The organism is Falsiroseomonas sp. (assembly GCF_051860665.1).
GTDB lineage: Bacteria > Pseudomonadota > Alphaproteobacteria > Acetobacterales > Acetobacteraceae > Falsiroseomonas.
The window spans coordinates 39,077-61,255 of record NZ_JBHYDM010000013.1 but is presented as its reverse complement, the minus strand read 5'-3'; the positions used below and the strand labels follow the sequence as shown (position 1 = coordinate 61,255).

The window sequence follows — 22,179 nt, the reverse complement described above, 5'->3', positions numbered from 1 at the left end:
GCGGAGGCCCTCTCCCCCTGTCAGGGGGAGAGGGCTTATCTGAGGGAAGGACCGGGCCCCGCTACTCCGCCGCCTGGCGCGCGGGCTCTCCCGCGGCACCGGGCCGCCGCACGCGCAGGCGGCGGATGCGGCGCGGGTCGGCATCCAGCACGCGGAATTCCAGGCCCGAAGGATGCGAGATCAGCTCGCCCCGCGCGGGGACCCGGCCGGCGAGCGTAAAAATCAGGCCGCCCACCGTGTCGATATCCGCGCTGCGCTCCTCCTCCGTCAGCACCGCGCCGAACTTTTGTTCAAAGGCCTCGACGGTGGTGCGGGCGTCCAGCTCCACCGTGCCGTCCGGGCGGTCCTGGATCGTGGCCGGCGCCACCTCGTCGTGTTCGTCGGAGATATCGCCGACGATGGTCTCGACCAGGTCCTCGATGGTCACCAGCCCGTCGATGCCGCCGTACTCGTCCACCACCAGCGCCATGTGGATCCGCGCCGCGCGCATCTGCAGCAGCATGTCCAGCACCGGGATGGTCGGCACGACGAACAAGGGCCGGCGCAGGATCGCCTTCAGCGAGAAGCTCTCGGGGTCGCGCCCCACCGCGGCGAAGACATCCTTGATATGGACCATGCCGACGATGTCATCGAGGTTCTCGCGATAGACCGGGAAGCGGCTATGGCCCTCGCGCTGGATCAGGCGGATGGCCTGGTCCAGCGTCAGGTCCTCCGGCATGGCCAGGATATCGGCGCGCGGCACCATCACGTCATAGGCGGCCTTGTCCCGCAGGCGCAGAACATTGCCGAGCAGGGCGCGCTCGTTCAGGTCGAGCCCGCCGCCGATGCGGTCCGGGTCGTCCGGCGCGCCTTCCTCCTGCCGGCCCTCCAGCAGCTCCTCCACCTGGTCGCGGACGGTATCCGCGGTGCGGCGGCGCAGCAGGCCCTGGATCCGCCAGAGCAGGCTGTTGCGCCGCTCGATCGGGGAAGCCTGGCTGCCGTGGTCTCCGTTGCCGCTCATGTCGCTGGCCGTCCCCGGCCCTCCTTCCAGGGGTTGGGGCGGCCGAGGCGGCGCATCACGCGCGCCTCCGCCTGTTCCATGCGGCGTGCCTCGCCGGCTTCCAGATGGTCGTGCCCCACGAGGTGCAGCGCGCCATGCGCCACCAGATGCGCGAGGTGATCGGCCGGGCGGCGCCCCGCCTCCCGCGCCTCGCGCCGCACCACGCCGAGGGCGAGGGCGATATCGCCCAGATGCCCCGGCATGCCGCCTGGAAAGGACAGCACATTGGTCGGCTTGGCCTTGTCGCGGTGACCGGTGTTGAGGCGCTTGACCTCCGCATCATCGGTCAGCAGCACGGTGACGGCGCCTTCGGCACCGGCCTCCCGCAGCGCCGCGGCCACGGCACGGCGGGCCAGCGCCTCCGGCCGGTGCACGGCGGCGCGCCATCCCTGGGTGGCAAGGACCACGGTAATGCCCGCAATCCCGCCCGGCATCCCGGCCCCGGCATTTGCGCCCGGGTCGGGACGTCTACTTAACGGTTCCATCGCTCTCCAACTGCCCCCGGCGCCGGCGGCCCTTGGGGGGGCCGCCTTCGCCGAACAACTCATCCACGCGCGCGCGCCGCCTGGTCCATGCGCCCATAGGCGGCGACGATCCGCGCCACGAGGGGATGCCTTACCACATCCTCCTCGGCAAATCTCGCCACGGTGATGCCCTCCACCCCTCCCAGGATCGAGAGCGCCTCGGCGAGGCCCGACCGCTGGCCGGGCGGCAGGTCCACCTGGGTGGGGTCGCCGGTGATGACCATGCGGCTGCCCTCGCCCATCCGGGTCAGGAACATCTTCATTTGCGCCGCGGTGGTGTTCTGGGCCTCGTCCAGGATGGCGTAGCAATGGGCGAGGGTGCGGCCGCGCATGAAGGCGAGCGGCGCCACCTCGATCTCCCCGGCCGCCATGCGGCGGGTCAGTTGTTCCGCGGGCATCATGTCGTGCAGCGCGTCGTAGAGGGGACGGAGATAGGGATCGACCTTCTCCTTCAGGTCGCCGGGCAGGTAGCCCAGCTTCTCGCCGGCTTCCACCGCGGGGCGGGACAGCACGATGCGATCGACACGGCCGGCCTGCAGCAGGGCCACGCCCTGGGCGACGGCCAGATAGGTCTTGCCGGTGCCGGCGGGGCCGACGCCGAAGACCATCTCGCTGCGCGCCAGCGCGTCGATATAGGCGGCCTGGGCCGGGGTGCGGGGCGCGATGGCGCCCTTGCGGGTGCGGATCGCCGGCAGGTCCTGCAGGGGCAGGCGGGGGTCGCTGTCCTGCACCCCCTCCGCCATGCGCATCGCCGCCTCCACCTCCGCGCTGCCCACCGGCTCCCCCTTCTGCAGTCTTCGCCACAGCGCCATCAGCGCCGCTTCCGCCACATCGGCACGCTCCGGCGTGCCGGTGATGGTGAGGCGGTTGCCCCGGCTGCCGAGCCGCACGCCCAGGCGGATTTCCATCCGCGCCAGGTTGCGGTCGTGCTCGCCATAGAGCAGCGGCAGCAGCTGGTTGTCGTCGAACTGCATGGTGACGACACGCTGCGTGTTGTTGTCGCGCGGTGGCGCGGGGCGCGGCGGGGGGCGGAGGCTGAGCGCGGCGGGGGGTGTGTTCAAGCGGCGGCCTTCTCCTGACGGGGCGTTTGCGACGGAGGACCGAGCGCCTCATTCCCCTCGAGGCGGACGGATAGCGAATTGGGCAGGGCGGCGGTGACGGTGGCCTTCACCATCTGGCCCGTCAGGGCCGCCGAACCAAGCCCATGCACCGGCTGCAGCCAGGGCGAGCGGCCGGCGAACTGGCCTTCATGCCGGCCGGCGCCGGTGACCAGGACCTCGCAGACGCGCCCCACGCAGGAACGGTTGAAGGCATCCTGCTGTTCCCGCAGCAGGGCCTGGATTTCCTGCAGGCGGCGATCCTTCTCCGCCTCCGCCACCTGCAGCCCGGCGGTCGCCGCCGGGGTGCCGGGGCGGGCGGAGTATTTGAAGGAATAGGCCAGGGCGAAGCCGACATCCTGGATCAGCTTCAGGGTGGCCTGGTGGTCCGCCTCGGACTCGCCGGGATGGCCGGCGATGAAGTCGGAGGAGAGCGCGATGTCGGGCCGCGCCTCGCGCAGCTTGTCGGCGATGCGACGGTAGAGATCCGCCTTGTGGCCGCGGTTCATGGCGGCGAGCATGCGGTCCGAGCCCGATTGCACCGGCAGGTGCAGGAAGGGCATCAGCTGCGGGATGCGGCCATGGGCGGCGATCAGCGCATCGTCCATGTCGCGCGGATGGCTGGTGGTGTAGCGCAGCCGGGCGAGGCCCGGGATTTCCGCCAGTTCCAGCAGCAGCCGGTCGAGCGACCAGATGCCGCCCGAAAGCCCCTCCCCATGCCAGGCATTCACATTCTGCCCGAGGAGGGCGATTTCCCGCGCGCCCTGGGCCACCAGGCGCTTCGCCTCCGCCAGCACGGCGCTGGCGCTGCGCGAATATTCGGCACCGCGCGTATAGGGCACGACGCAGAAGGAACAGAACTTGTCGCAGCCTTCCTGGATGGTGAGGAAGGCGGTGACGCCCTGGGGCGTGGTGGAATCCGGCAGGAAGTCGAATTTCTGCTCGGCCGGAAAATCGGTCTCGATGACGGAGCCGGTGGCGCGGCTGATGCGGGCCACCATTTCGGGCAGCCGGTGGTAGCTCTGCGGGCCCAGCACCAGGTCGACATAGGGGGCGCGGGCGGTGATCTCGGCGCCTTCCGCCTGGGCGACGCAGCCGGCGACGGCCAGGATCATGCGCTGGCCCGACTGTTCCTTCGCCTGCTTCAGCACGCGCAGCCGGCCGAGCTCGGAAAACAGCTTCTCGCTCGCCTTCTCCCGGATATGGCAGGTATTCAGCACCACCATATCCGCATCCTCGGGCGTCTCGGTCGGCGCATAGCCGAGCGGGGCCAGCACATCGGCCATGCGGCCGCTGTCATAGACGTTCATCTGGCAGCCCCAGCTGCGGATGAACAACCGCCTGGGGGGGCCAGGCCGGTCCAGATTGTCAGGCTTCATTCCGGGCCATACTCCGCCGCCCCGCCCTGGGCCGGGCGGAGGGAAGCGGGGGATTTGCGCAGGCAGCGCGCCCGGGTCAAGCGAGGCGCTTCCGGCCCGCGGCCGGGAAGGTCTTTTGCACCACGAAGGCAGGCTGCGGGATGGCGCCGCGCCGGGTCAAGCGGGAAGCGCAGGCGGGGGCCGCCCGATGCGTCAAACGGGCAGCCGTTCGGCCGGGCGCGGCCGGGGCGGGGCGGGGGCGCGCAGCGGCTGGGCGGGGCGGTTCTGCCGCAGCGTGGCGCAGGATTCCGCCACCACCCCGGCGCAGGCCGCCGTCAGCGCCTTGCGGTCCGGCCATTCGCTGGCGTCCAGCGGCGCATGCAGGATGATGGTCGCCCGCCCGCCAGGGCGCCGCGCCAGGCGCCAGAAATGCGTCAGGATGTCGGTATCGCCATACCAGGCGAAGAGTGGCCGGTCGCGGCGGCAGGCCGGCAGGCCGCCGAGGCGGTCGAAGACCACGGAGACCGGCTGCACCAGCCGGGCGCTGTCGGCCACCGAGAGGAAGGCGCTGCGGAAGGGCAGCACGCGGCCGCCATCGCTGGTGGTGCCTTCCGGGAACAGGATCAGGCTGTCGCCGCCCGCGAGGCGCGTGCGGATGGCATCCGCCTCCCCCTTCGTGCCGGTGCGCTTGCGACTGACGAAGACGGTGCGGCCGAGTTTTGCGACCGTGCGGATCAGCGGCCAGCCCTCGATCTCCGACTTGCCGACGAAGCTCGCCTCCAGCGTCGCGCCGAGCACCAGCACATCGAGCCAGGAGGAATGGTTCGCGACGAAGAGCACGGGCCCCTGCCGCGCCGGCTCTCCCACCACCTGTATGCGCAGGCCCATCAGGGCGCAGAGCGTGCGGTGATAGACCCGGGCGAAGGCGATATGGCCGCGGCCCGGCAGCGCCACCAGCAGGGCCTGGATGGGGATGGCGACCAGCGTCCAGAGCAGCAGCGAGACAAGCCGCCGCACCGCCCGGAAGCGACCGCCGAGCGGCCGGACGCCCAGCACATCGCCCCAGAGCCCTTCCGGGTCCGAGGCGGAGAACTGGATGGGCTTGCGCCGCAGCGGCTTGCGCGGGCGCAGCACCTCGGGGGCGGTCAGTCGTGCGGTGGCCTGCATGGACAAGCATTAAGACCGCGATCCAAGGCAGGGCAATGAAGGCTTCGCGACCATCCCGTGAACACCGCGCCCGCTCCGCAACTTTTGTTGCGGGGGTGGTGCGGGTGACGGCTGCGTTGTGTGGCGCGGCGGGTCACGGCAGGGTGCGGAACCGCGCAAGCCTCTGTTAAGGTCCCCTTCATGATCCTCCTCCCGCCCCGCCGCCGGCGCCGCGCCGCGCCGCGCCACCCGGCCTGACCCCGCATGCGCCTGGCAGTCCTGGGGGCGGGTGCCGTGGGGCCGGGGGCGGCGGCGCTCGCGGTCAGCCGGGGGCATCAGGCGGCGCTCTGGTCGCCGCGTGGCGGCGGCACGCATGGCATCGGCAGCAGCCTGGCGGTGCAGGGCGTGCTGTCCGGCACCGCGCGGGTGGATGTGGCCGTCGATGTCTCCCGCGCCCTGGCCGGGGCGGATGCCGTGCTGGTCAGCGTCCCGCCGCATGTGCTGGGGCCGGTGCTGCGGCGGATCGTGCCGATGCTGGCGGAGGGCGTGCCGGTGCTGCTGGCGCCCAGCCATTCCCTCGCCCCCCTGCTGCTGGACCGGCTGCTGGCGCGCGCCGGCCGCCGCGCCCCCATCGGCGCCATGGCGACGCCACCGGTGGTGGCGGAACGCCTGGCGGGGGATGAGCTGCGCATCCTGGCGCTGCCGGAGCGGGTGGAGCTGGCCAGCATTCCCGCGGCCGCCGCCGCGCCGCTGTCGCGCCTGTGCCAGGACCTGTTCGGCATGGACTTCGTGCCGCTGGGCGATGCGCTGGGCGCGGCGCTGGCGGCGCATGAGCCGGTGCTGCAGGCGGCCCTCGCCCTGGGCAATGTCACCCGCATCGAGGCCGGGGAGGATTGGGACCAGCACGGCCGCATGACACCCGCCATCTGCCGCCTGGCGGAGCGGCTGGATGCGGAGCGGCTGGAACTGGCCGGTGCCTATGGCCATGCGGTGCCGAGCCTGGCCGCGGGGCTGCATCGCATCGGCGGCGTGCCGCAGGGCCCGCTGCCGGTGATGGCCCGCGCCCTGGCGGCTGCCCGGCCCACGCCCGGGCTGCGCGGGCTGGATGCGGCGCATCTGGCGGTCAGCGTGACCTACGGCCTGGCGCTGTGGCTGCGCCTGGCCGCGGCGCGGGGCGTGGCCATGCCGCTGACCCAGGCGGCGGTGGCGGTGCTGGAGGCGATGTGGGGCAGCAGCCTGAGCGCCGATGATTTGCTGGAGGGGCTGGATTTCCGGCAGCTGACGGTGCTGCTGCGGGAGGGGCATGCGCGGTAGGGTGGCGCTTGCCCCCACCCTCCCGCTTCGCGGGCCCCTCCCTCCCCCGCTTCGCAGGGGAGGGTCGGGGTGGGGGCAGGCTACCGCCCCGCCGCCCTTCGCAGCCGCGGCTTCTCCCCCGCCGGCACTTCCCGATCCAAAAGCCCGTGCATGGCGGCCACCGTCTGGGGGCTCAGCCGGTGGATGCCCTCCGCCAGCCGGTTGGCCAGCGCCGTCGCCTCCGGCGTCAGCCCCGCCGTGTCCAGCGTGACGCGCGGATGGGACAGTTTCGCCAGCTCGGACAATTCCTCCGCCTGGTCCCAGATCAGGCCGAAGAACTCGTTCACCTGGTGCACCAGCCCGGCCGAGGGCCTTCCGCGATGGCCGTGCTCGAGCGCCGAGAGATAGGCGGAGGAGACCTGGAGATGCGTCGCCATCTCCTTCAGCGTCACCCGGCGCTGGCGTCGCAGCATGCGCAGCCGGGCGCCGAAGGGGGTCACCGTTTCGCGGTCCCGTTGGTGCGGCGGCGGCGCAGCAGCAGGTTCACGGCGCCGGAATTGGTCGGGTGCGGATGCGCGGCGCCCAGCACCAGGGGACGCATGTCGGGGTCGTTCAGCCAATGCGGCAGCTCGCGCTGCAAAATGCCGCCTTCCGGCTGCGGGCCTTTGCCGGTCACCACCGTCACGGTCCTCACGCCCTCCGCCGCGGCGCGGTGCAGGAAGGCGCGAAAAACCAGATGCGCCTCCGCCACCCGCCGCCCATGCAGGTCCAGCGTGCGCTCCGCCCGCATATCGCCGCGGCGCAGCGCCTGCCAGCGCTTGCGGTCCAGGCCGCCCGGCACCTCCCCCACCCGGATCTCGGGAGGTGGCAGCGGCTTGGCCGGTTTTAGGGCAGCCGGCGCGATGGCGCGCTGGGCCGGCGGCTCCGGCGCCGGTGCGGCCGCAGGCGCGGGCGGCGCCGGCGGGCGCTGATGGCCGAAGAGCGGCCGGATCTCCGCGGTGAAGGCGCGCCAGAGCGCGAGATCGGCCTGGTTCAGCCGCTTTTCGCGCATGGCCGGTCTCAATCGCCTGGCGCGGCGGGGGCGCCCGGCTGGGTGGTGGCCTCCGCCCGCGCCTCGGCGGGGCTTTCCATCCGCGGCGCCGGCTCGTCCTCCACCAGCAGGATATGCAGGCGGCGCGGGCCATGCGCGCCGAGCTCCAGCGTCTGCTCGATATCGGCGGAGCGGGAGGGGCCGGTGACCAGCATGATATTGCGCGGCATGAAGCCGCCGGTCAGCGCATCCGGCGCCCCGGCCCGCAGCCGGTCCCAGGCCTCCTCATAGGCGCCGACCACGTCGGAGGCGCGCAGCACGGCGATTTCCGTGTCGGGCAGCAGGTTCAGCGTGGTGGGGCGGGTGGCGGCGGAGGGCAGCACCAGCGTGCCGGTCTCGGCGATGCCGGCCCAGGCATGCTGGAGCGAGACGGCGTCCGAGGCCTCGGCGCGGCGCGCCTCCCGCTCCAGCATCGGGCGGGTGGACCAGTCGATGCCGGTGAGGTCGGGATGCGGCGCCATGACGATGCGGGACGGCAGGTTCTGGGCGGCCAGGTAGTCCGCCACGGCGGCGGGGATGGCGGCATGGTCCGGCACGCGCTCGACCGTGCCGAATTCCTTCTCGACATTGCGGATGAACAGCGCGATCTGCTCGGCGCGCGGCAGGCGGGACCGGGCGGGGATCAGGTGGCGCGGATGCGTCGCGATGCGCCCGGCCAGCATGGCCTGCTGGTCGGCCGGCAGCGGGCCGCGCTTCAGGCCGCGCCGGATGGCGCCCAGGATGGCGTCCCTGCTCATGGCTGCTCGGCCTCCATGGCCTCACGCACCGCCTGTTCCAGTTTCGCCAGGGCGTCCTCGATCCGGTCCAGATCCTCGTTCAGCCGGGCGGCGGGGGTGTCCGCATCGATGCGGGCGTAGATTTCCTCCAGCGTGCCGGTGGGGCGCGGGGCGGTGCGGGCGGGGGCGCGCTGGTCCGGGAAGCGGTAGCCGTGGATGCGCTCCGCCTCCTCGCCCGCCGGGGGCATCTGGTCGCGGGTCATCGGCGGGCGCTCCGCTGCTGGGCCTTGTAGCGGGCCATGAAGGTGCCGCCCGGTTCGGGCGCCGGCAGGTCCCGCCCCGCGGTCCAGCCGCCGGCCAGCGGCAGCGACTTGAAGGCGCCCTTGCCGCGGCCGAGCAGGCCCAGCGCGCCGATGCCAAGCTTCGTCGCCAGGCGGTAGGCCGCGGGCCGCCTGGCGAACCAGGCCCAGAGGCCGAGGCCGGAGCGGACGGATTGCGGCGTCAGATGCCGCTCGAACTCCCGTTCCCGCCAATGCCGCATCAGCTTCGGCAGCGGGATCTTCACCGGGCAGACGCTCTCGCATTTGCCGCAGAAGGTGCTGGCGTTGGGCAGGTTGCCGGCCTTGTCGATGCCGATCAGCGTCGGCGTCAGCACGCTGCCCATGGGGCCGGGATAGACCCAGCCATAGGCATGCCCGCCGGTGACGCCATAGACCGGGCAGTGGTTCATGCAGGCGGCGCAGCGGATGCAGCGCAGCATCTCCTGGAAATCGGTGCCGATCATATTGGACCGGCCGTTGTCGATCAGGACCACATGATAGTCCTCCGGCCCATCCAGGTCGCCTTCGCGCCGGATGCCGGTGGAGAAGGTTGTATAGACGGAAAAATCCTGGCCGGTGGCGGAGCGCGCGAGCAGGCGCAGCAGGCTGGTCGCATCCTCCAGCGTCGGCACGACTTTTTCGATGCTGGCCAGCACGATGTGCGTGCGCGGCAGGGTCTGCGTCAGGTCGCCATTGCCTTCGTTGGTGACGATGACGGAGGAGCCGGTCTCGGCGATGAGGAAATTGGCGCCGGTGATGCCGACATCGGCGGCCAGGAAGCGCGACCGCAGTTTTGTACGTGCCTCCGCCATGATGTCGCTGCGCTCATGGAAGACGCGGTCCTTCGGCAGCTCCGTGTGGATCTCGCGGAACGTCTGCTCCCAGTCTTCGCGATTCAGGTGAAAGGCCGGACCGATGATGTGGCTCGGCGGCTCCTTGCGTATTTGAAGAATGTATTCGCCGAGGTCGGTTTCCACCGGCTCGATGCCATGGGCCTCCAGGTGCTCGTTGATGCCGAGCTCCTCCGAGATCATCGACTTGCCCTTGGTGACCGTGCGAGCGCCCTTGTCGCGGCAGATCTTCAGCACCGCCGCGCGGGCTTCATCCGCCGTGGAGCACCAGTGGACGGTGCCGCCGGCCCGCTCGACCTGGGCCGCATAGGCCTCGAGATAAAAATCCAGATTGGCGAGGGTGTGGTTCTTGATGTCGCGGCCGATCTCCCGCAGCCGCTCGAATTCCGGCAGGGCGGCGACGGCGGCGGCGCGCTTGCCGTGCGAGGTGCCCTTGCTGCGGTCGAGCGCCTTCTGCAGCCCGGCATCGGCCAAAGCGCGGGCGGCATTCGCCTTGAAGGCGGGGGAGGTGATGTGGACCACGGGCGCTCTCCTGCTTCCCGCTGATATAGCGCGGAAAGCCGGCGCGTGCAGCCTTGGCGGGTGTCAGGGCCGGATCGTGGGCGCGGGGGAGGACCGGATGCCCAGATCCCCTGGCCTCAGCTGCTGAACGCCGAAGCCGCCGCCGCTGCTCCCCGATGGCCGCATGGATCTGACGCCTCCACCGGGGCCGAGGCCAGGGGGGAAGTCCCAGCAGAGCGGCGGCTGGCACTCTTCCGGCTGCGGTCGCGAGGAAAGCGCAGCCGCTGCGCCGGGGGTGGTTCCAGGTTGCGGGGACCCGCCTGCCGGCGCGCCTGCGGGCGCCGTCTGGGCCCGGCAGGGAGCCGCAAGGCTGCAAAGCAGCATCAAGGTGAGGATTGGCGCCTTCAACGGCTTCGTCCCTGCGGAAGGCTTTCGAATGCGAAGGTCACGCTGCGGAAGCCGATGACCACGGGCCGCGGGAAGACATTCTGCGCCTCCACCCCTGAACTACTGGCCCGGATGACCTTCATCTTGGCCTGGTTCCCGGCGACCTGGTCTGGGTTCGTCTCCAGATCGGCCTGGCCGTCGTCGCTGCGATGGCGCGTGAGCCGGATGTGCCGGGTCGCGAAGACGTAGCTGACCATCAGCAGCTCCACCCGCGCCTCGGGCGTCACCATCTCGCGCCCGAGCGCGAAGGACAGCAGGGTTCGGATGGTACCTTCCTGGCACAGCCCGGGCCGGGTCCTGCACCAGGCCTGCAGCGCCGTGGCAGCCGCCAGGGGTTCGATCCCATAGCCATGTGCCTCCGGGACACTGATCTCTTCGACCACCGATCGTGAAGCGCTGCCTGAGAGGGTGCCGATGAGCGTTGAGAGGCGTCCGCTCCTCTCGGCATGGAGGGTGCGCGAGACGCTGGGAAAGCCGACCAGGGCAAGAGGAATCCGCTGGCTTTCCGGCAAGTCGGAATGTTCGAGCCGGGGGGTCCGGAGCGCGGGATTCTCGGTCGCGACCTCCGCGAAGACGGGTCGGCGGTGGGCGCTGGCCAGGATGGCTTCCCTCTGGTCGCTGTGCCCGAGGCGGATGGCGCGGGTGAGGAGGGGTTCCTGGCTGACCGCTGCGCGCGAAAGGGCAGGCGGGATCAGCAGCGCCCAGACATCGCCGACATGCAGGTCTTCCGTCGGTGGATAGACCGGCGTGATGCCCAGCTTGCTGATCTGGAGGTTCCAGGCCTCCGCCGCGTCCAGTTCCGGCTCACGCGCCGGCGCGCTGGCCTCGAGCAGCAACATCACCGCGGTCAGCACCGCGGCGGTCAGGCCAAGGCGCCGAAGGATTGACGGGCTCTGGGACGTATCCACGGCAGACCTTCCTCAAGGGAAGCAGCGTCGCGCCGGGATGGTGACATGAACCTGGTGGTTACGTGAAAAGAATAATCACCCCAGCAGCCGCCCGATCACCCGTGCCGTGTAATCCACCACCGGGATGATCCGCCCGTAGTTGATCCGCGTCGGCCCGATCACGCCGATGGCGCCCACGATCTGCTCCGCCCCGTTGCGGAAGGGCGAGACCACCATCGACAGGCCGGCATTGTCGAACAGTCCGCTCTCGGCCCCGATGAAGATTTGCACACCCTCCCCGCGCTGGGCCAGGTCCAGCAGGCGCAGCATGGTCTCCTGCGCTTCCAGCCGCTCGAACAGCGCCTGGATCTCCTGCACCCGCTGCACATGGTCCAGGTTCTGCAGCAATTTCGCCTGTCCGCGCAGGATCAGCGACCCGCCGGCGCCGCCGGACCAAGTGCCCAGGCCCGCCTCGATCACCTGGTGGGTGAGGGCATCGAGCGCGGTGCGGTTGGCGGCGATCTCCTCCGCCACCGTGCCGCGCGTCTCCTCCAGCGTGCGGCCGGACAGGCGGGCGTTCAGGTAGTTGCTGGCCTGCTGCAGGGCGGAGGGCGGCAGGCCGAGCGGCACCTCGATGACGCGGTTCTCCACCTGGCCATCGGCCGTCACCAGCACCACCAGGGCGCGGCCGGTGCCGAGTGCGACGAATTCGATGTGCCGAACCGGGGCCTCGCGCTTCGGCGCCACCACCAGCCCGGCGGCGCCGGCCAGGCCCGAGAGCATCTGGCTGGCCTCGCCCAGGGTTTCCTGCAGGCTGCGGCCCCCGGCGGCGCAGCGGGCGGCGATGGCGTCCCGCTCCTCCTCCGGCAGGGCGCCGAATTGCAGCAGGCCATCGACGAAAAGCCGCAGCCCGCGCTCCGTCGGCAGGCGGCCGGCGGAGGTATGCGGGGCAAACAGCAGCCCGGCATCCTCCAGATCCGCCATGACATTGCGGATGGTGGCAGGCGACAGGGCCTGCGGCAGTCGGCGCGACAGGGTGCGGGAGCCCACAGGCTCCCCGGTCGCCACATAGGTCTCCACCAGCTCGCGGAAGATCGCGGCGCTGCGGTCGTCCAGCCCGGGCGGCAGCGGGACGGAGGAGATGGAATGGCTCATCGCGGGCGCCCCGGTGGGGCGCAGCGGCCTGGTGATTGGACCCATCGGGGCATGTCCCAAACCGTGAATATTCAGGGAACAGGCTAGTTGCCGGCGGGGCGCCGGGTCAACCTTGCCGGCCTTACAAGCTCATGTCGCAGGTGCCCGGAGACAAGGGCCGGAGACGCCACCGGCAAGGTTTCGACACGATCCCGCCATCCCGCGGTTACGACAGGGCGCTTGGATGCCCCCGAGGCGGAGGAGAAGGGCGATGACGGGACAGCCGGTTTCGGGGCTTTGGGCGCTGCTGCTGGGGACCTGGCTGACGACCAGCACGGGCGGGCGGGCATGACGGCGGTGTTCACCGCGGCCACGCTGCTGCTGGCGGGCGGGGCGGGGCTGCTTTCCTCCCTGCTGGTCGCGCCGGTGCGGGGCGCGCGGCGCCTGGTGGCGCTGCTGCTGGCCTCCACCGCCGCGGTCGGGCTGGGCCTGCTGCTGCTGGTCGGGCCGCCGGAGCCGGAATTCTTCCTCACCCAGCACGCGCCGCCCCTGCTGCTCGCGGCATTGCCATCCTCGCAAGGTTGACGCCGGAGGCGGGGCGCAGGCAGGTGGTGGCATGCTGCGCCCCGTCCTTCTTGCCGCGCTGCTCACCTGGTCCTGCCAGGTCGCCGCCCAGGCGCCCAGCCCTGACGAAAATGCCTGGACCGCCTGCACCCGCGCCATCGCGGCGGCGGAGGCGCGCAGCGGCATCCCCGAGGGCCTGCTGCTGGCCATCGCCCGCGTCGAAAGCAGCCGCGCCCGCCCCGGCGGTGGCAGCGCCCCCTGGCCCTTCGCGCTGAATGCCGGCGGCGAGAGCCTGTTCCCCGAAACGGCTGAGGAGGCGGTGGCGACGGTGGAGGCGCTGCGCGCCGCCGGCCAGCGCTCCGTCGATGTCGGCTGCATGCAGGTGAACCTGTACTACCACCCCATGGCCTTTCCGGAGCTGGCGCAGGCCTTCCACCCGCCCACGAATGTCGCCTATGCCGTGCGCTTCCTGCGGGAGCTGCGCGGCCGCACGGCGAGCTGGGCGGAGGCGGTGGCGCAATACCATTCGATGGAGCCTGGGCGCGGGCTCGCCTATCACCAGCGGGTGCGGGTGGCGCAGGGCAACGCAGCGCTGCCGCCACAGGCGGTGGCCGGGCTTTGCGCGCCGGGGCTGCGGGCCCGGCTGGTGATCCCGCCGGGCGCCGGCGCGCGGCCGCGTCTGACCTGCCGAAGGTAGGACAATCCCAGGGAACCCGAGGCGCCCTTCGCGCTTACATCGGCATCACGCGGAGCGACGGGACATGGGTTTCATCTGGACGATCATCATCGGTTTCCTGGCCGGTGCGCTGGCCAAATTCCTCATGCCCGGCCGCGACCCGGGTGGCTTCATCATCACCATCCTGCTCGGCATCCTGGGCGCCGTGGTGGCGACCTGGCTGGGCCAGGCGATCGGCTGGTACCGGGCCGGAGAGGGCGCGGGCTTCATCGGCGCGGTGGTCGGCGCGGTCATCGTGCTGGCGATCTACCGGGCGGTGGCCGGCCGGCGGGCCTGACCCCAGGCGCCGCCGACGGCAAGGGCTCATCCGCCAGGATGGGCCCTTTTTCGTGCCAGATGGACTGGTGCCAGATGGACTGGTGCCAGAGGGGCTGGTTCAGCCCGCGACCTTGGCCTCGATCGCGTCCCACAGGGCGCGCTCCAGGTGGATGCCGTCGAAACGGGCGATCTCCTGCAGGCCGGTGGGGCTGGTGACGTTGATCTCGGTGAGATAGCCGCCGATCACGTCGATGCCCACGAAGATCATGCCGCGCGCCTTCAGCTCCGGCCCGATGGCGGCGCAGATTTCCTTCTCCCGGTCCGTCAGCTTGGTCGGCAGGGGCGTGCCGCCGACATGCATGTTCGACCGCGCCTCGCCGGCCGCCGGCACGCGGTTGATGGCGCCCATGGCGACGCCGTCCACCAGGATGATGCGCTTGTCCCCCTCGCGCACCGCGGGGACGTATTTCTGGATCACCAGCGGCTCCCGCGACCGCTCGGTGAACATTTCCACCAGGGAATTCATGTTCGGGTCCTCCGGGCGCAGGTGGAAGACGCCGGCGCCGCCATTGCCGAACAGGGGCTTGATGATGATGTCGCCGTGCTTCTGGCGGAACTTCCGGATCTGGCCGACATCGGCGGTGACCAGGGTTTCCGGCATCAGCTCCGGGAAATGCGTCACATAGAGCTTCTCCGGCGCGTTGCGGACGCTGGCCGGGTCGTTCACCACCAGGGTCTTGGGGTGGATATGCTCCAGGATATGGGTGGCCGTGATATAGGCCATGTCGAAGGGCGGGTCCTGGCGCATCAGCACCACATCCACCTGGCCGAGATCCAGCTCCTCCGTCGCGCCCAGGGTGAAGTGGTCGCCCTTCACCCGGCGCACCTGCACGGGCTGGGCCTGGGCGAGCACCTTTCCGCCGAGCAGCGCCAGGTCCCGCACGTGGTAGTGCCACAGCGCATGGCCGCGGGACTGGGCTTCCAGCATCATGGCGAAGGTGCTGTCGCCGTCGATGTTGATGGAGGCGATGGGGTCCATCTGGACCGCGACCTTGAGGCTGCGCGCCATGCGGGGATCTCCGTTGTGGCCCCTCCTGTGGCACTGCCGGGCGCCGGTTGAAAGAGGGGGGCGGCGGCCATTGACCGGCGCGGTGGCGGCGGGGCACTTCAGCGGAATGAACATCCTCTCCGGAAAGGCCCGCAAGGCCGGGGTGCTGGGCTGGCCCGTGGCGCATTCCCGCTCGCCGCGGCTGCATGGCTTCTGGCTGGAACGCTACGGCATCGACGGCGCCTACCTGCCCCTGCCGGTCCGGCCCGAGCATTTTGCAGATGCCGTCCGCGCCCTGGCCCAGCTCGGCTTCGCCGGGGCCAATGTCACCATCCCGCACAAGGAGGCCGCCTTCGCCCTCTGCGATGCGGTCGATGACGCCGCCCGGCGCGCCGGGTCGGTCAATACGCTGTTCTTCCGCGAGGACGGCCGGATCGAGGGAAGCAGCACGGATGGCTACGGCTTCGTGGAATCGGTGCGGGAGCAGGCGCCGGGCTGGCAGGCGGCCGATGGGCCGGCGGTGATCCTGGGGGCCGGTGGCGCGGTGCGCTCGGTCGCCGCGGCGCTGCTCGATGCCGGCTGCCCGAAACTGGTTCTGGCCAACCGGACCGCGGCGCGGGCGGAGGCGCTGGCGCGCGATCTGGGCGGCCCGATCGAGGTGACGGACCGGCCGCGGCTGCAAGACGCCGCCCTGCTGGTGAACGGCACCTCCCTCGGCATGGAAGGCCAGCCGCCGCTGGTCCTCGACCTGGCCCCGCTGCCACCGACGGCTGTCGTGGCGGACCTGGTCTATGTGCCGCTCGAAACCCCGCTGCTGGCGGCCGCGCGGGCGCGCGGGCTGCGGGCGGTGGATGGGCTCGGCATGCTGCTGCACCAGGCGCGGCCCGGTTTTCACGAATGGTTCGGCGTGGCGCCGGCGGTGGATGGCGCGCTGCGCGCCTTCGTGGCTGCCGACCTGCTGCCATGAAAATCATCGGCCTGACCGGCAGTATCGGAATGGGCAAGTCCACCGCCGCCAATACCTTCCGGCGGCTGCGCGTGCCGGTCTTCGATGCGGATGCCGCCGTGCATGCACTGCAGGGGCCGGGCGGCGCCGCGGTGGCCCCGGTGGAGACCGCCTTCCCCGGCACCACCGCCGAGGGCCGCGTGAACCGGGAGGCGCTGCGCAGCCGCGTCCTCGGCGACCCGGCGGCGCTGAAGCGGCTGGAGGGCATCATGCATCCGCTGGTGCGCGGGGCGGAGCGCGCCTTCCTGGCGGCCTGCCGCCGGCGCGGCGCCCGGCTCGCCGTGCTCGACATTCCCCTGCTGCTGGAGACCGGGGGCCAGGCCCGGGTGGATGTCGTCCTGGTGGTCTCCGCCCCCGCCGCCGTGCAGCGGGCCCGGGTGCTGCGCCGGCGTGGCATGACGCCGGAGCGGCTTGCCGCCATCCTGGCCCGGCAGATGCCGGATTCGAGAAAGCGCCGTATGGCCGACGAGGTCATCCAGACCGGCCAGTCCCGCCACCATGCCCAGCGCCAGGTCCGCGCGCTGGTCGAAAGGATGCGCCGCTGATGCGCCAGATCGTCCTGGACACGGAGACCACCGGCCTCGACCCCGCCTCCGGCGACCGGGTGATCGAGGTGGCGGCCATCGAGATCTTCAACTTCATGCCGACCGGCGCGACCTTCCACGAGCTGGTGGACCCGGAGCGCGACGTGCCGGAGGAAGCCACGCGCGTGCATGGCATGACCGCCGAGATGCTGCGCGGCAAGCCGCTGTTCCGCGACATCGCCGGCAAGCTGCTGGATTTCCTCGGCGATTCCGAGATCATCGCGCATAACGCGCCCTTCGACTTCGGCTTCCTGGACGCGGAGCTGGTGCGCGCCGGCCACCCGAGGCTGGACCGCGCGCGGATGGTGGACAGCCTGGCGGTGGCCAAGCGGCGCTATCCCGGCCTGCCGAACAGCCTGGACAGCCTGTGCCGGCGCCTCGGCGTCGATAACTCCATGCGCACGGCGCACAACGCGCTGCTCGACGTGAAGCTGCTGGCCGAGGTCTATCTCGAGCTGATGGGCGGCAAGCAGCCGGGCCTCGAACTGGCCGCCCGCGCCGCCCGCCCCGTGCAGGCCGGCAGCATCGTGGTCGCCCCCGTGGCCCGCACGCCGCGGCCGATCACCCCGAGCGAGGCGGAGCTGGAAGCCCATGCGGCCTTCATCGCCAAGAAGCTGAAGGACCCGCTCTGGATCAGCCTCGCCCAGCCGCCGGCCCTGTCCTAAGCTGCCCCGATGACCCCGACCCGCCCCCGCGTCGCGCTCTTCGTCACCTGCCTGGTGGACCTGTACCGGCCCTCGGTCGGCTTCGCGGCGATCAGGCTGCTGGAGCAGGCGGGGTGCGAGGTGGTGGTGCCGGAGGCGCAGACCTGCTGCGGCCAGCCCGCCTATAATTCCGGCGACCGCGCCACGGCCACGGATCTGGCCCGTGCCGTGGTCGATGAATTCCTGCGGTTCGATTACGTGGTGGCGCCGTCAGGCTCCTGCGCCGCCATGATCAGCCACCATTTCCCGGGGCTGTTCGCCGACGACCCGCATTACCGCGGGAAGGCGGAGGCACTGGCCGCGAAGACGCATGAGCTGGTCTCCTTCCTGGTGGATGTGCGCGGCCTGACCCAGGTGGCGGCGAAGTTCGACGGCATCGCCACCTATCACGACAGCTGCTCCGGCCTGCGGGAACTGGGCGTGAAGGCGCAGCCGCGCCAGCTGCTGGGGACGGTCGCCGGCCTCGCATTGCGGGAAATGGGCGACAGCGAGCTGTGCTGCGGTTTCGGCGGCACCTTCTGCGTGAAGTACCCGGACATCTCGACCCGCATGGTGGGCGACAAGACCAAGGACGTGACGGCGACCGGCGCCGATACGCTGCTGGCCGGCGACCTGGGCTGCCTGCTGAACATGGCGGGCAAGCTGGGCCGCGAAGGCTCCGCCGTGCAGGTGCGCCATGTGGCGGAGGTGCTGGCGGGGGTGACGGAGGAGGTGGCGCCGATCGGGATGGTGAAGGGGTAGACCCATGCCGCCGGCAAGGGTCCTGTCCTGCCGCCATCCCTGGCGGGTCCTTGCGGCCGTGTCGGCCTTGGGTCTTGCGGCCTGCGGCGCGCCGGGCCCCGCCGCGGTGGCCGAGCCGCCGCAGGCCGCGGCGCAAGCTACCGAGGATGGCTGGATGGCCCGCCGCGGCGATGGAACCTGCGTGCTGGAGGCCGGCCAGCCGGCGCGGAAGGTGCAGTTCGTGGTGCGGCCGGCGCGGGTCGCCTTCGCCATGGGCCGCTTCGATCGGGACGGCCCCAGGCTCGATCCGGCCTCGACGGCGGAGATCCTGTTCGCCGGCCCGCAGGGCGCATGGTCGCTCCCGGGGCTGCCGGTCGCACCGCAGGCCTTCGGCCGGTCGCTCGAACAGGCGCCCGGGCTGGAGATGGTGCGCGCCACGCTGGCCGGGGGCAGCTTCCGGACGCCGCAGCTCGATGTCGCCTTCGCGGTGCCGCCGGCCGGGCAGGCCGGCGAAGCCTTTCTGGACTGCGTCGCGGCCCTGCCCGCGGCGTCGGCCCCGCGCGGCGCGACCGGTCAGCTGAAGCTGTTCTGAATCAGCGCCACCCCTGCGCTGTCGCGTAGGCAACAATCCGGTCCGCGGTGCCGCGGGCCAGGGCGCCGATCTCCTGCGGGCCGCGCACCTCCCCCGCCGCGCCCCGGATCGCGGTGCCGGCCACCACCATGCCGGCGCCGCGCCCGGCGCCGAGCACGCCGCCAGGCATGCGGCCGCTATCGGCATCCAGCGCGAAGCTGTCCACCTGGCGCGGCTCGGTCGTCGCGCTGTCCTGGAAGGCCAGCATCGCGGTCCCCGCCACCCGGCTGGCGCCAAGGCCGAAGCCGACCACGGTGCGGCGGGCGCGGTTGCCTTCTTCCAGCGCGCTGAACCGGCCGCGCACCAGAAGCCGCGGCGTGGCCGGGCTGGCCTCGGCGGCCGGCACCGCGGCGAGACCGCGCTCGCGCAGGGCGGCGACCAGGGCGGTCTGGAAACCGGCCACGGCTTCCTCCGCGGCCGTGCGGCGGGCGGCGCGGTCGTCGCCGCTGACCGCCCGCTGCGCGCGCAGCAGCGGCGCGCTGTCCAGCGTGACCTGGCTGGGGTGGAGGGCAAAGCGCTCCACCACGATCTGCGCCGGCGCCGGCAGCCGTTCGGCCGCGGGCTGGCCGGGCGCGGGCGGGGCCAGGGGGGCGACCGTGGCCTGGGCGCAGGCGCCCAGCAGCAGCAGGGCGAGCAGGGCGGGGATGGGTCGGAACATGCGAAACCTCCTTGCGGGAAGAAGCTTGCTGCGCCCGTTCCGAGAAAGAAACTGTTAAGTGGAGCCCGGCCGGATCAGACGATCCGCACGGACCCATCGCCGGGAATGTCGGGCGCGCCGAGCGCCACCAGCAGCGCGCTGCGCAGCGCCGCCAGCTTGCGCTCATTCTCCACCTTCAGCCCGAAGACGTCCTTCACATAGAAGACGTCCACCGCCCGCACGCCATAGGTGGTGATATGGGCGCTGGCGATCTGCAGCCCCTGGCCGCTGATCGCCGCCGTCACCGCATGCAGCAGGCCGGGGCGGTCGCGGCCATTCACCTCGATCACCGTGTGGGTGTTGGAGGCATGGTTGTCCAGCACCACGCGGGGCGGGATGGTGACAGCGCGCAGACGCGCCGGTTCGCGCCGCACCTTGGCGATCTCCGCCTCCAGCCGCAGCCGGCCGGAGAGCGACTGCTCGATCAGCACGGCGAGCCGTGCCAGGCGATGCGGCGCGTCGAAGGCACCGCCGGCGGCGTCCTGCACCCAGAAGGTGTCGAGCGCCATGCCATTGGTCATGGTGTGGATGCGCGCATCCACGATGCTGGCGCCCGCCACCGCCAGCGCGCCGGCGATGCGGCTGAACAGGCCGGGGTGATCGGAGCAGTAGACGGTGACCTCGGTGACGGAGCGCGCCTCGATCACCCGGGTGCGGACGGTCAGCGGCGCATTGTCGGCCTCGGCCTCGCGGATCATCTCCGCGTGGCGGGCATGCGTCTCGGGGTCGAAGGAGAGCCAGTAGCCGGGATAGCCGAGGCTGAGGAACAGGTCGGTCTCGGCCTTGGTCTGGTGCGTCAGCAGCGCCGCGGCGGCGGCGCGGGCGCGGGCCACGCGGGTGTCACGCTCCGGCACCGAAAGCCCGCCGGCCAGCACCTCCGCCACGCGCCAGTACAGTTCGCGCAGCAGCGTCGCCTTCCAGCCGTTCCAGACCTTGGGCCCGACCGCGCGCATATCCGCCACCGTCATCACCAGCAGCAGCCGCAGCCGCTCCGGCGACTGCACGGTCTCGGCAATATCCAGAATGGTCTTGGGGTCGTCGATGTCGCGCTTGAAGGCGGTCTGGCTGATCAGCAGGTGGTTCAGCACGAGCCAGGAGACGGTCTCCGTCTCCTCTGGCGAAAGGCCGAGCTTGGGACAGATCTCCAGCGCGATCTGCGCGCCGAGTTCCGAATGATCGCCGCCGCGGCCCTTGGCGATGTCATGCAGCAGGACGGAGACATAGAGCGCGCGGCGGGACTGCACCTGGCCGATCAGCTCGGAGGCGACCGGCGCGACCTCCCCCAGCTCGCCACGTTCCAGGGCGGCCAGCACGCCGATCGCCTCGATCGTGTGCTCTTCCACCGTGAAGACATGGTAGGTGTCGAACTGCATGAGGCCGACGATGCGGGCCCAGTCCGGCATGAAGCGGGACAGGAAGCCCACCTCGTTCAGCACGCGCATGAAGCGCGCCGGGTCGCGGCCGGTCAGCAGGTCGAGGAACAGGGCATTGGCGGGCGGGTCGTCGCGCAGCTGCACGGCGTAGCGCGCATTGCGGATCAGCGCGCGATGGGCGAGGGGGTGGATCTCCAGGTTCCGGTCCCGCGCGGCGCGCACCAGGCGCAGCATGATGGCGGGGTCCGCGGCGATATTGCGGTCCGGCGCGAACAGCACTTTCCCGTCGGCCAGCGCCATCCCGGCTTGCGAGAGCGCGGCATCGCCGGCGGGCAGCACGGCGGGCGGGCCCAGCGCCGCGCGTTCCAGCGCCGGTTCCAGCAGGCGGGTCAGCCGCACCACGTCGCGGGCCGTCAGGAACAGGTGCTTCATGAAGCGCTCGACGCCGTCCTGCACACCATGTCGTGTGTATCCCATGCGGGCGCCCACGACGGGCTGCAGGTCGAAGGTCAGGCGTTCCTCGGCGCGGCCGGTGACGTAGTGAAGATGGAAGCGGACGGTCCACAAAAAATTCCAGGCGCGGCGGATGGCGCGCGCCTCCTGCGGCGTCAGCAGGCCGCCCCCGGGGCTGTCCGCGCCCACCAGTTCCGGCATGCGCTGCACGCCGAAGGCATGGCGCGCCAGCCAATACAGCGTCTGCAGGTCGCGCAGCCCGCCGCGACCTTCCTTCACATGGGGCTCCACCAGGAAGGGGCTTTCGCCGTAGCGGGCGTGGCGCGCCGTGCGTTCGGCGCGCTTCGCTGCCAGGAAGGGGGCCAGGCCGCTGGCCTTGCGGGCGGCCACGAAGGCGGTGTCGAAACGCTCGAAGATCGGCCGCTCGCCGGCCAGGTAGCGGGCATCGATCAGCGCGGTCTGGATGGTGACGTCGCCGCGCGCATCCTCGATGCATTCGGCGAGCGTGCGGGTGGCATGCCCCACCTTCAGCCCGAGATCCCAGAGCAGGTAGAGCAGGAATTCGACCGAGCGCCGCCCCTGCGGGCCGAGCGGCTTTTCCGACAGGAAGAGCAGGTCGATGTCGGAATAGGGCGCCAGCACGCCGCGGCCATAGCCACCGGTGGCGATCAACGCGAAGGGCGGCTCCGCCGCCGTATCGCCCGCGGCATCGGTGCAGGCCGCGAGCGTATAGCTGTGGATGGCGGCGACGATGCCATCCGTCAGCGCGGCCAGCCAGCGCGCGGCACCGAGGCCCGAGAGGTCATGCGCCTCGAAGGCCCTTTGCACGCGGCCCTGGATGCGGCCGAGCTGGCGGCGCAGCAGGCCGAGGGCGATGTCGCGGTCGACGGGGCGACCGGCTTCGACCAGCCCCGCGATGAGATCCGGCAGGACCTCTGGCGATTCGGCCGGGAGGGCGAGAGCAGCCGCTGGGGTGGGCGGTTGGCCGAGGCTGGCGGTCAT

At 71.6% G+C, this 22,179-nt stretch carries 24 protein-coding genes; 9 read left to right on the top strand and 15 right to left on the bottom strand.

What is annotated here, in order from left to right; translation table 11 throughout:
* Positions 1-61 precede the first annotated feature (61 nt).
* The 5 genes from ACTIF1_RS14805 to ACTIF1_RS14785 all read right to left on the bottom strand — a co-directional run bounded on the left by ACTIF1_RS14805 (position 62) and on the right by ACTIF1_RS14785 (position 5,185).
* Positions 62-1,000, bottom strand: coding sequence for a hemolysin family protein (locus ACTIF1_RS14805; protein WP_439597209.1), 939 nt, complete (start codon positions 998-1,000; stop codon positions 62-64).
* Positions 997-1,446, bottom strand: a complete 450-nt coding sequence (ybeY, locus tag ACTIF1_RS14800) for an rRNA maturation RNase YbeY (RefSeq protein WP_439597208.1) — start codon at positions 1,444-1,446, stop codon at positions 997-999. The genes ACTIF1_RS14805 and ybeY overlap by 4 nt, the downstream gene beginning before the upstream one ends.
* A 137-nt stretch (positions 1,447-1,583) precedes the next feature.
* A complete protein-coding gene (locus tag ACTIF1_RS14795; RefSeq protein ID WP_439597292.1) occupies positions 1,584-2,537 on the bottom strand; it encodes a PhoH family protein in 954 nt (317 codons plus the stop codon).
* 83 nt (positions 2,538-2,620) lie between these two features.
* The gene (gene miaB, locus ACTIF1_RS14790; RefSeq protein ID WP_439597207.1) at positions 2,621-4,039 is read right to left on the bottom strand and encodes a tRNA (N6-isopentenyl adenosine(37)-C2)-methylthiotransferase MiaB; all 1,419 of its coding nucleotides are present in this window, start codon (positions 4,037-4,039) and stop codon (positions 2,621-2,623) included.
* A gap of 192 nt (positions 4,040-4,231) precedes the next feature.
* On the bottom strand, positions 4,232-5,185 hold the full coding sequence (locus ACTIF1_RS14785; protein ID WP_439597206.1) for a lysophospholipid acyltransferase family protein: 954 nt from the start codon (positions 5,183-5,185) through the stop codon (positions 4,232-4,234).
* Between the two features lie 243 nt (positions 5,186-5,428).
* Here ACTIF1_RS14785 and ACTIF1_RS14780 point away from each other — a divergent pair, with 243 nt between their 5' ends.
* Entirely contained in the window at positions 5,429-6,478 is a 1,050-nt protein-coding gene (locus tag ACTIF1_RS14780; protein WP_439597205.1) for an NAD/NADP octopine/nopaline dehydrogenase family protein, read from the top strand.
* An 80-nt stretch (positions 6,479-6,558) separates the two neighbouring features.
* Here ACTIF1_RS14780 and ACTIF1_RS14775 read toward each other — a convergent pair whose 3' ends face one another.
* From ACTIF1_RS14775 to hrcA, 7 genes are all read right to left on the bottom strand, one after another.
* Positions 6,559-6,957, bottom strand: coding sequence for a helix-turn-helix domain-containing protein (locus ACTIF1_RS14775; protein ID WP_439597204.1), 399 nt, complete (start codon positions 6,955-6,957; stop codon positions 6,559-6,561).
* Complete coding sequence (locus ACTIF1_RS14770; RefSeq protein WP_439597203.1) at positions 6,954-7,508, bottom strand: Smr/MutS family protein; 555 nt, start codon at positions 7,506-7,508, stop codon at positions 6,954-6,956. Before ACTIF1_RS14770 ends, ACTIF1_RS14775 begins: the two co-directional genes overlap by 4 nt.
* Before the next feature lie 8 nt (positions 7,509-7,516).
* Positions 7,517-8,284 (bottom strand): LutC/YkgG family protein, encoded by a 768-nt coding sequence (locus tag ACTIF1_RS14765; protein WP_439597202.1) that lies wholly within the window; start codon positions 8,282-8,284, stop codon positions 7,517-7,519.
* Positions 8,281-8,526, bottom strand: a complete 246-nt coding sequence (locus ACTIF1_RS14760) for a hypothetical protein (protein WP_439597201.1) — start codon at positions 8,524-8,526, stop codon at positions 8,281-8,283. Before ACTIF1_RS14760 ends, ACTIF1_RS14765 begins: the two co-directional genes overlap by 4 nt.
* Positions 8,523-9,956 carry a LutB/LldF family L-lactate oxidation iron-sulfur protein gene (locus tag ACTIF1_RS14755; protein ID WP_439597200.1) on the bottom strand — a complete coding sequence of 478 codons (1,434 nt, stop codon included), beginning with the start codon at positions 9,954-9,956 and terminating at the stop codon, positions 8,523-8,525. The genes ACTIF1_RS14760 and ACTIF1_RS14755 overlap by 4 nt, the downstream gene beginning before the upstream one ends.
* Positions 9,957-10,339: 383 nt before the next feature.
* The gene (locus tag ACTIF1_RS14750; RefSeq protein ID WP_439597199.1) at positions 10,340-11,290 is read right to left on the bottom strand and encodes a hypothetical protein; all 951 of its coding nucleotides are present in this window, start codon (positions 11,288-11,290) and stop codon (positions 10,340-10,342) included.
* A gap of 75 nt (positions 11,291-11,365) precedes the next feature.
* Positions 11,366-12,424, bottom strand: coding sequence for a heat-inducible transcriptional repressor HrcA (hrcA, locus tag ACTIF1_RS14745; protein WP_439597198.1), 1,059 nt, complete (start codon positions 12,422-12,424; stop codon positions 11,366-11,368).
* A 327-nt stretch (positions 12,425-12,751) separates the two neighbouring features.
* Between hrcA and ACTIF1_RS14740 the strand changes: the two genes are divergently transcribed.
* From ACTIF1_RS14740 to ACTIF1_RS14730, 3 genes are all read left to right on the top strand, one after another.
* Positions 12,752-12,988 (top strand): hypothetical protein, encoded by a 237-nt coding sequence (locus ACTIF1_RS14740; RefSeq protein WP_439597197.1) that lies wholly within the window; start codon positions 12,752-12,754, stop codon positions 12,986-12,988.
* A 31-nt stretch (positions 12,989-13,019) separates the two neighbouring features.
* Positions 13,020-13,664, top strand: a complete 645-nt coding sequence (locus tag ACTIF1_RS14735) for a hypothetical protein (RefSeq protein WP_439597196.1) — start codon at positions 13,020-13,022, stop codon at positions 13,662-13,664.
* Positions 13,665-13,728: 64 nt separating this feature from the next.
* Complete coding sequence (locus tag ACTIF1_RS14730) at positions 13,729-13,980, top strand: GlsB/YeaQ/YmgE family stress response membrane protein (RefSeq protein WP_439597195.1); 252 nt, start codon at positions 13,729-13,731, stop codon at positions 13,978-13,980.
* Positions 13,981-14,079: 99 nt separating this feature from the next.
* Here ACTIF1_RS14730 and gshB read toward each other — a convergent pair whose 3' ends face one another.
* Entirely contained in the window at positions 14,080-15,030 is a 951-nt protein-coding gene (gene gshB / locus ACTIF1_RS14725) for a glutathione synthase (RefSeq protein WP_439597194.1), read from the bottom strand.
* Positions 15,031-15,136: 106 nt separating this feature from the next.
* Here gshB and ACTIF1_RS14720 point away from each other — a divergent pair, with 106 nt between their 5' ends.
* The 5 genes from ACTIF1_RS14720 to ACTIF1_RS14700 all read left to right on the top strand — a co-directional run bounded on the left by ACTIF1_RS14720 (position 15,137) and on the right by ACTIF1_RS14700 (position 18,615).
* On the top strand, positions 15,137-15,976 hold the full coding sequence (locus tag ACTIF1_RS14720) for a shikimate dehydrogenase (RefSeq protein ID WP_439597193.1): 840 nt from the start codon (positions 15,137-15,139) through the stop codon (positions 15,974-15,976).
* Complete coding sequence (coaE, locus tag ACTIF1_RS14715; protein WP_439597192.1) at positions 15,973-16,560, top strand: dephospho-CoA kinase; 588 nt, start codon at positions 15,973-15,975, stop codon at positions 16,558-16,560. The genes ACTIF1_RS14720 and coaE overlap by 4 nt, the downstream gene beginning before the upstream one ends.
* Positions 16,557-17,264 carry a DNA polymerase III subunit epsilon gene (gene dnaQ / locus ACTIF1_RS14710; protein ID WP_439597291.1) on the top strand — a complete coding sequence of 236 codons (708 nt, stop codon included), beginning with the start codon at positions 16,557-16,559 and terminating at the stop codon, positions 17,262-17,264. Before coaE ends, dnaQ begins: the two co-directional genes overlap by 4 nt.
* A 9-nt stretch (positions 17,265-17,273) precedes the next feature.
* Positions 17,274-18,044, top strand: coding sequence for a (Fe-S)-binding protein (locus tag ACTIF1_RS14705; protein WP_439597191.1), 771 nt, complete (start codon positions 17,274-17,276; stop codon positions 18,042-18,044).
* Positions 18,045-18,111: 67 nt separating this feature from the next.
* Positions 18,112-18,615 (top strand): hypothetical protein, encoded by a 504-nt coding sequence (locus tag ACTIF1_RS14700; RefSeq protein WP_439597190.1) that lies wholly within the window; start codon positions 18,112-18,114, stop codon positions 18,613-18,615.
* Position 18,616: 1 nt separating this feature from the next.
* On the opposite strand, the gene ACTIF1_RS14695 is transcribed toward ACTIF1_RS14700, so the two are convergent.
* The gene (locus ACTIF1_RS14695; RefSeq protein ID WP_439597189.1) at positions 18,617-19,312 is read right to left on the bottom strand and encodes a DUF4410 domain-containing protein; all 696 of its coding nucleotides are present in this window, start codon (positions 19,310-19,312) and stop codon (positions 18,617-18,619) included.
* Positions 19,313-19,386: 74 nt separating this feature from the next.
* On the bottom strand, positions 19,387-22,179 hold the full coding sequence (locus ACTIF1_RS14690) for a [protein-PII] uridylyltransferase (protein ID WP_439597188.1): 2,793 nt from the start codon (positions 22,177-22,179) through the stop codon (positions 19,387-19,389).

Bases quoted from the DNA above. Each gene is read 5' to 3' on its own strand.
- ACTIF1_RS14805 (WP_439597209.1), bottom strand. From the start codon at position 1,000: ATGAGCGGCAACGGAGACCACGGCAGCCAGGCTTCCCCGATCGAGCGG.
- ACTIF1_RS14795 (WP_439597292.1), bottom strand. From the start codon at position 2,537: ATGCAGTTCGACGACAACCAGCTGCTGCCGCTGCTCTATGGCGAGCAC.
- miaB (WP_439597207.1), bottom strand. From the start codon at position 4,039: ATGAAGCCTGACAATCTGGACCGGCCTGGCCCCCCCAGGCGGTTGTTC.
- ACTIF1_RS14785 (WP_439597206.1), bottom strand. From the start codon at position 5,185: ATGCAGGCCACCGCACGACTGACCGCCCCCGAGGTGCTGCGCCCGCGC.
- ACTIF1_RS14780 (WP_439597205.1), top strand. From the start codon at position 5,429: ATGCGCCTGGCAGTCCTGGGGGCGGGTGCCGTGGGGCCGGGGGCGGCG.
- ACTIF1_RS14770 (WP_439597203.1), bottom strand. From the start codon at position 7,508: ATGCGCGAAAAGCGGCTGAACCAGGCCGATCTCGCGCTCTGGCGCGCC.
- ACTIF1_RS14765 (WP_439597202.1), bottom strand. From the start codon at position 8,284: ATGAGCAGGGACGCCATCCTGGGCGCCATCCGGCGCGGCCTGAAGCGC.
- ACTIF1_RS14760 (WP_439597201.1), bottom strand. From the start codon at position 8,526: ATGACCCGCGACCAGATGCCCCCGGCGGGCGAGGAGGCGGAGCGCATC.
- hrcA (WP_439597198.1), bottom strand. From the start codon at position 12,424: ATGAGCCATTCCATCTCCTCCGTCCCGCTGCCGCCCGGGCTGGACGAC.
- ACTIF1_RS14740 (WP_439597197.1), top strand. From the start codon at position 12,752: ATGACGGCGGTGTTCACCGCGGCCACGCTGCTGCTGGCGGGCGGGGCG.
- ACTIF1_RS14735 (WP_439597196.1), top strand. From the start codon at position 13,020: ATGCTGCGCCCCGTCCTTCTTGCCGCGCTGCTCACCTGGTCCTGCCAG.
- ACTIF1_RS14730 (WP_439597195.1), top strand. From the start codon at position 13,729: ATGGGTTTCATCTGGACGATCATCATCGGTTTCCTGGCCGGTGCGCTG.
- gshB (WP_439597194.1), bottom strand. From the start codon at position 15,030: ATGGCGCGCAGCCTCAAGGTCGCGGTCCAGATGGACCCCATCGCCTCC.
- ACTIF1_RS14720 (WP_439597193.1), top strand. From the start codon at position 15,137: ATGAACATCCTCTCCGGAAAGGCCCGCAAGGCCGGGGTGCTGGGCTGG.
- coaE (WP_439597192.1), top strand. From the start codon at position 15,973: ATGAAAATCATCGGCCTGACCGGCAGTATCGGAATGGGCAAGTCCACC.
- ACTIF1_RS14705 (WP_439597191.1), top strand. From the start codon at position 17,274: ATGACCCCGACCCGCCCCCGCGTCGCGCTCTTCGTCACCTGCCTGGTG.
- ACTIF1_RS14695 (WP_439597189.1), bottom strand. From the start codon at position 19,312: ATGTTCCGACCCATCCCCGCCCTGCTCGCCCTGCTGCTGCTGGGCGCC.
- ACTIF1_RS14690 (WP_439597188.1), bottom strand. From the start codon at position 22,179: ATGACCGCCAGCCTCGGCCAACCGCCCACCCCAGCGGCTGCTCTCGCC.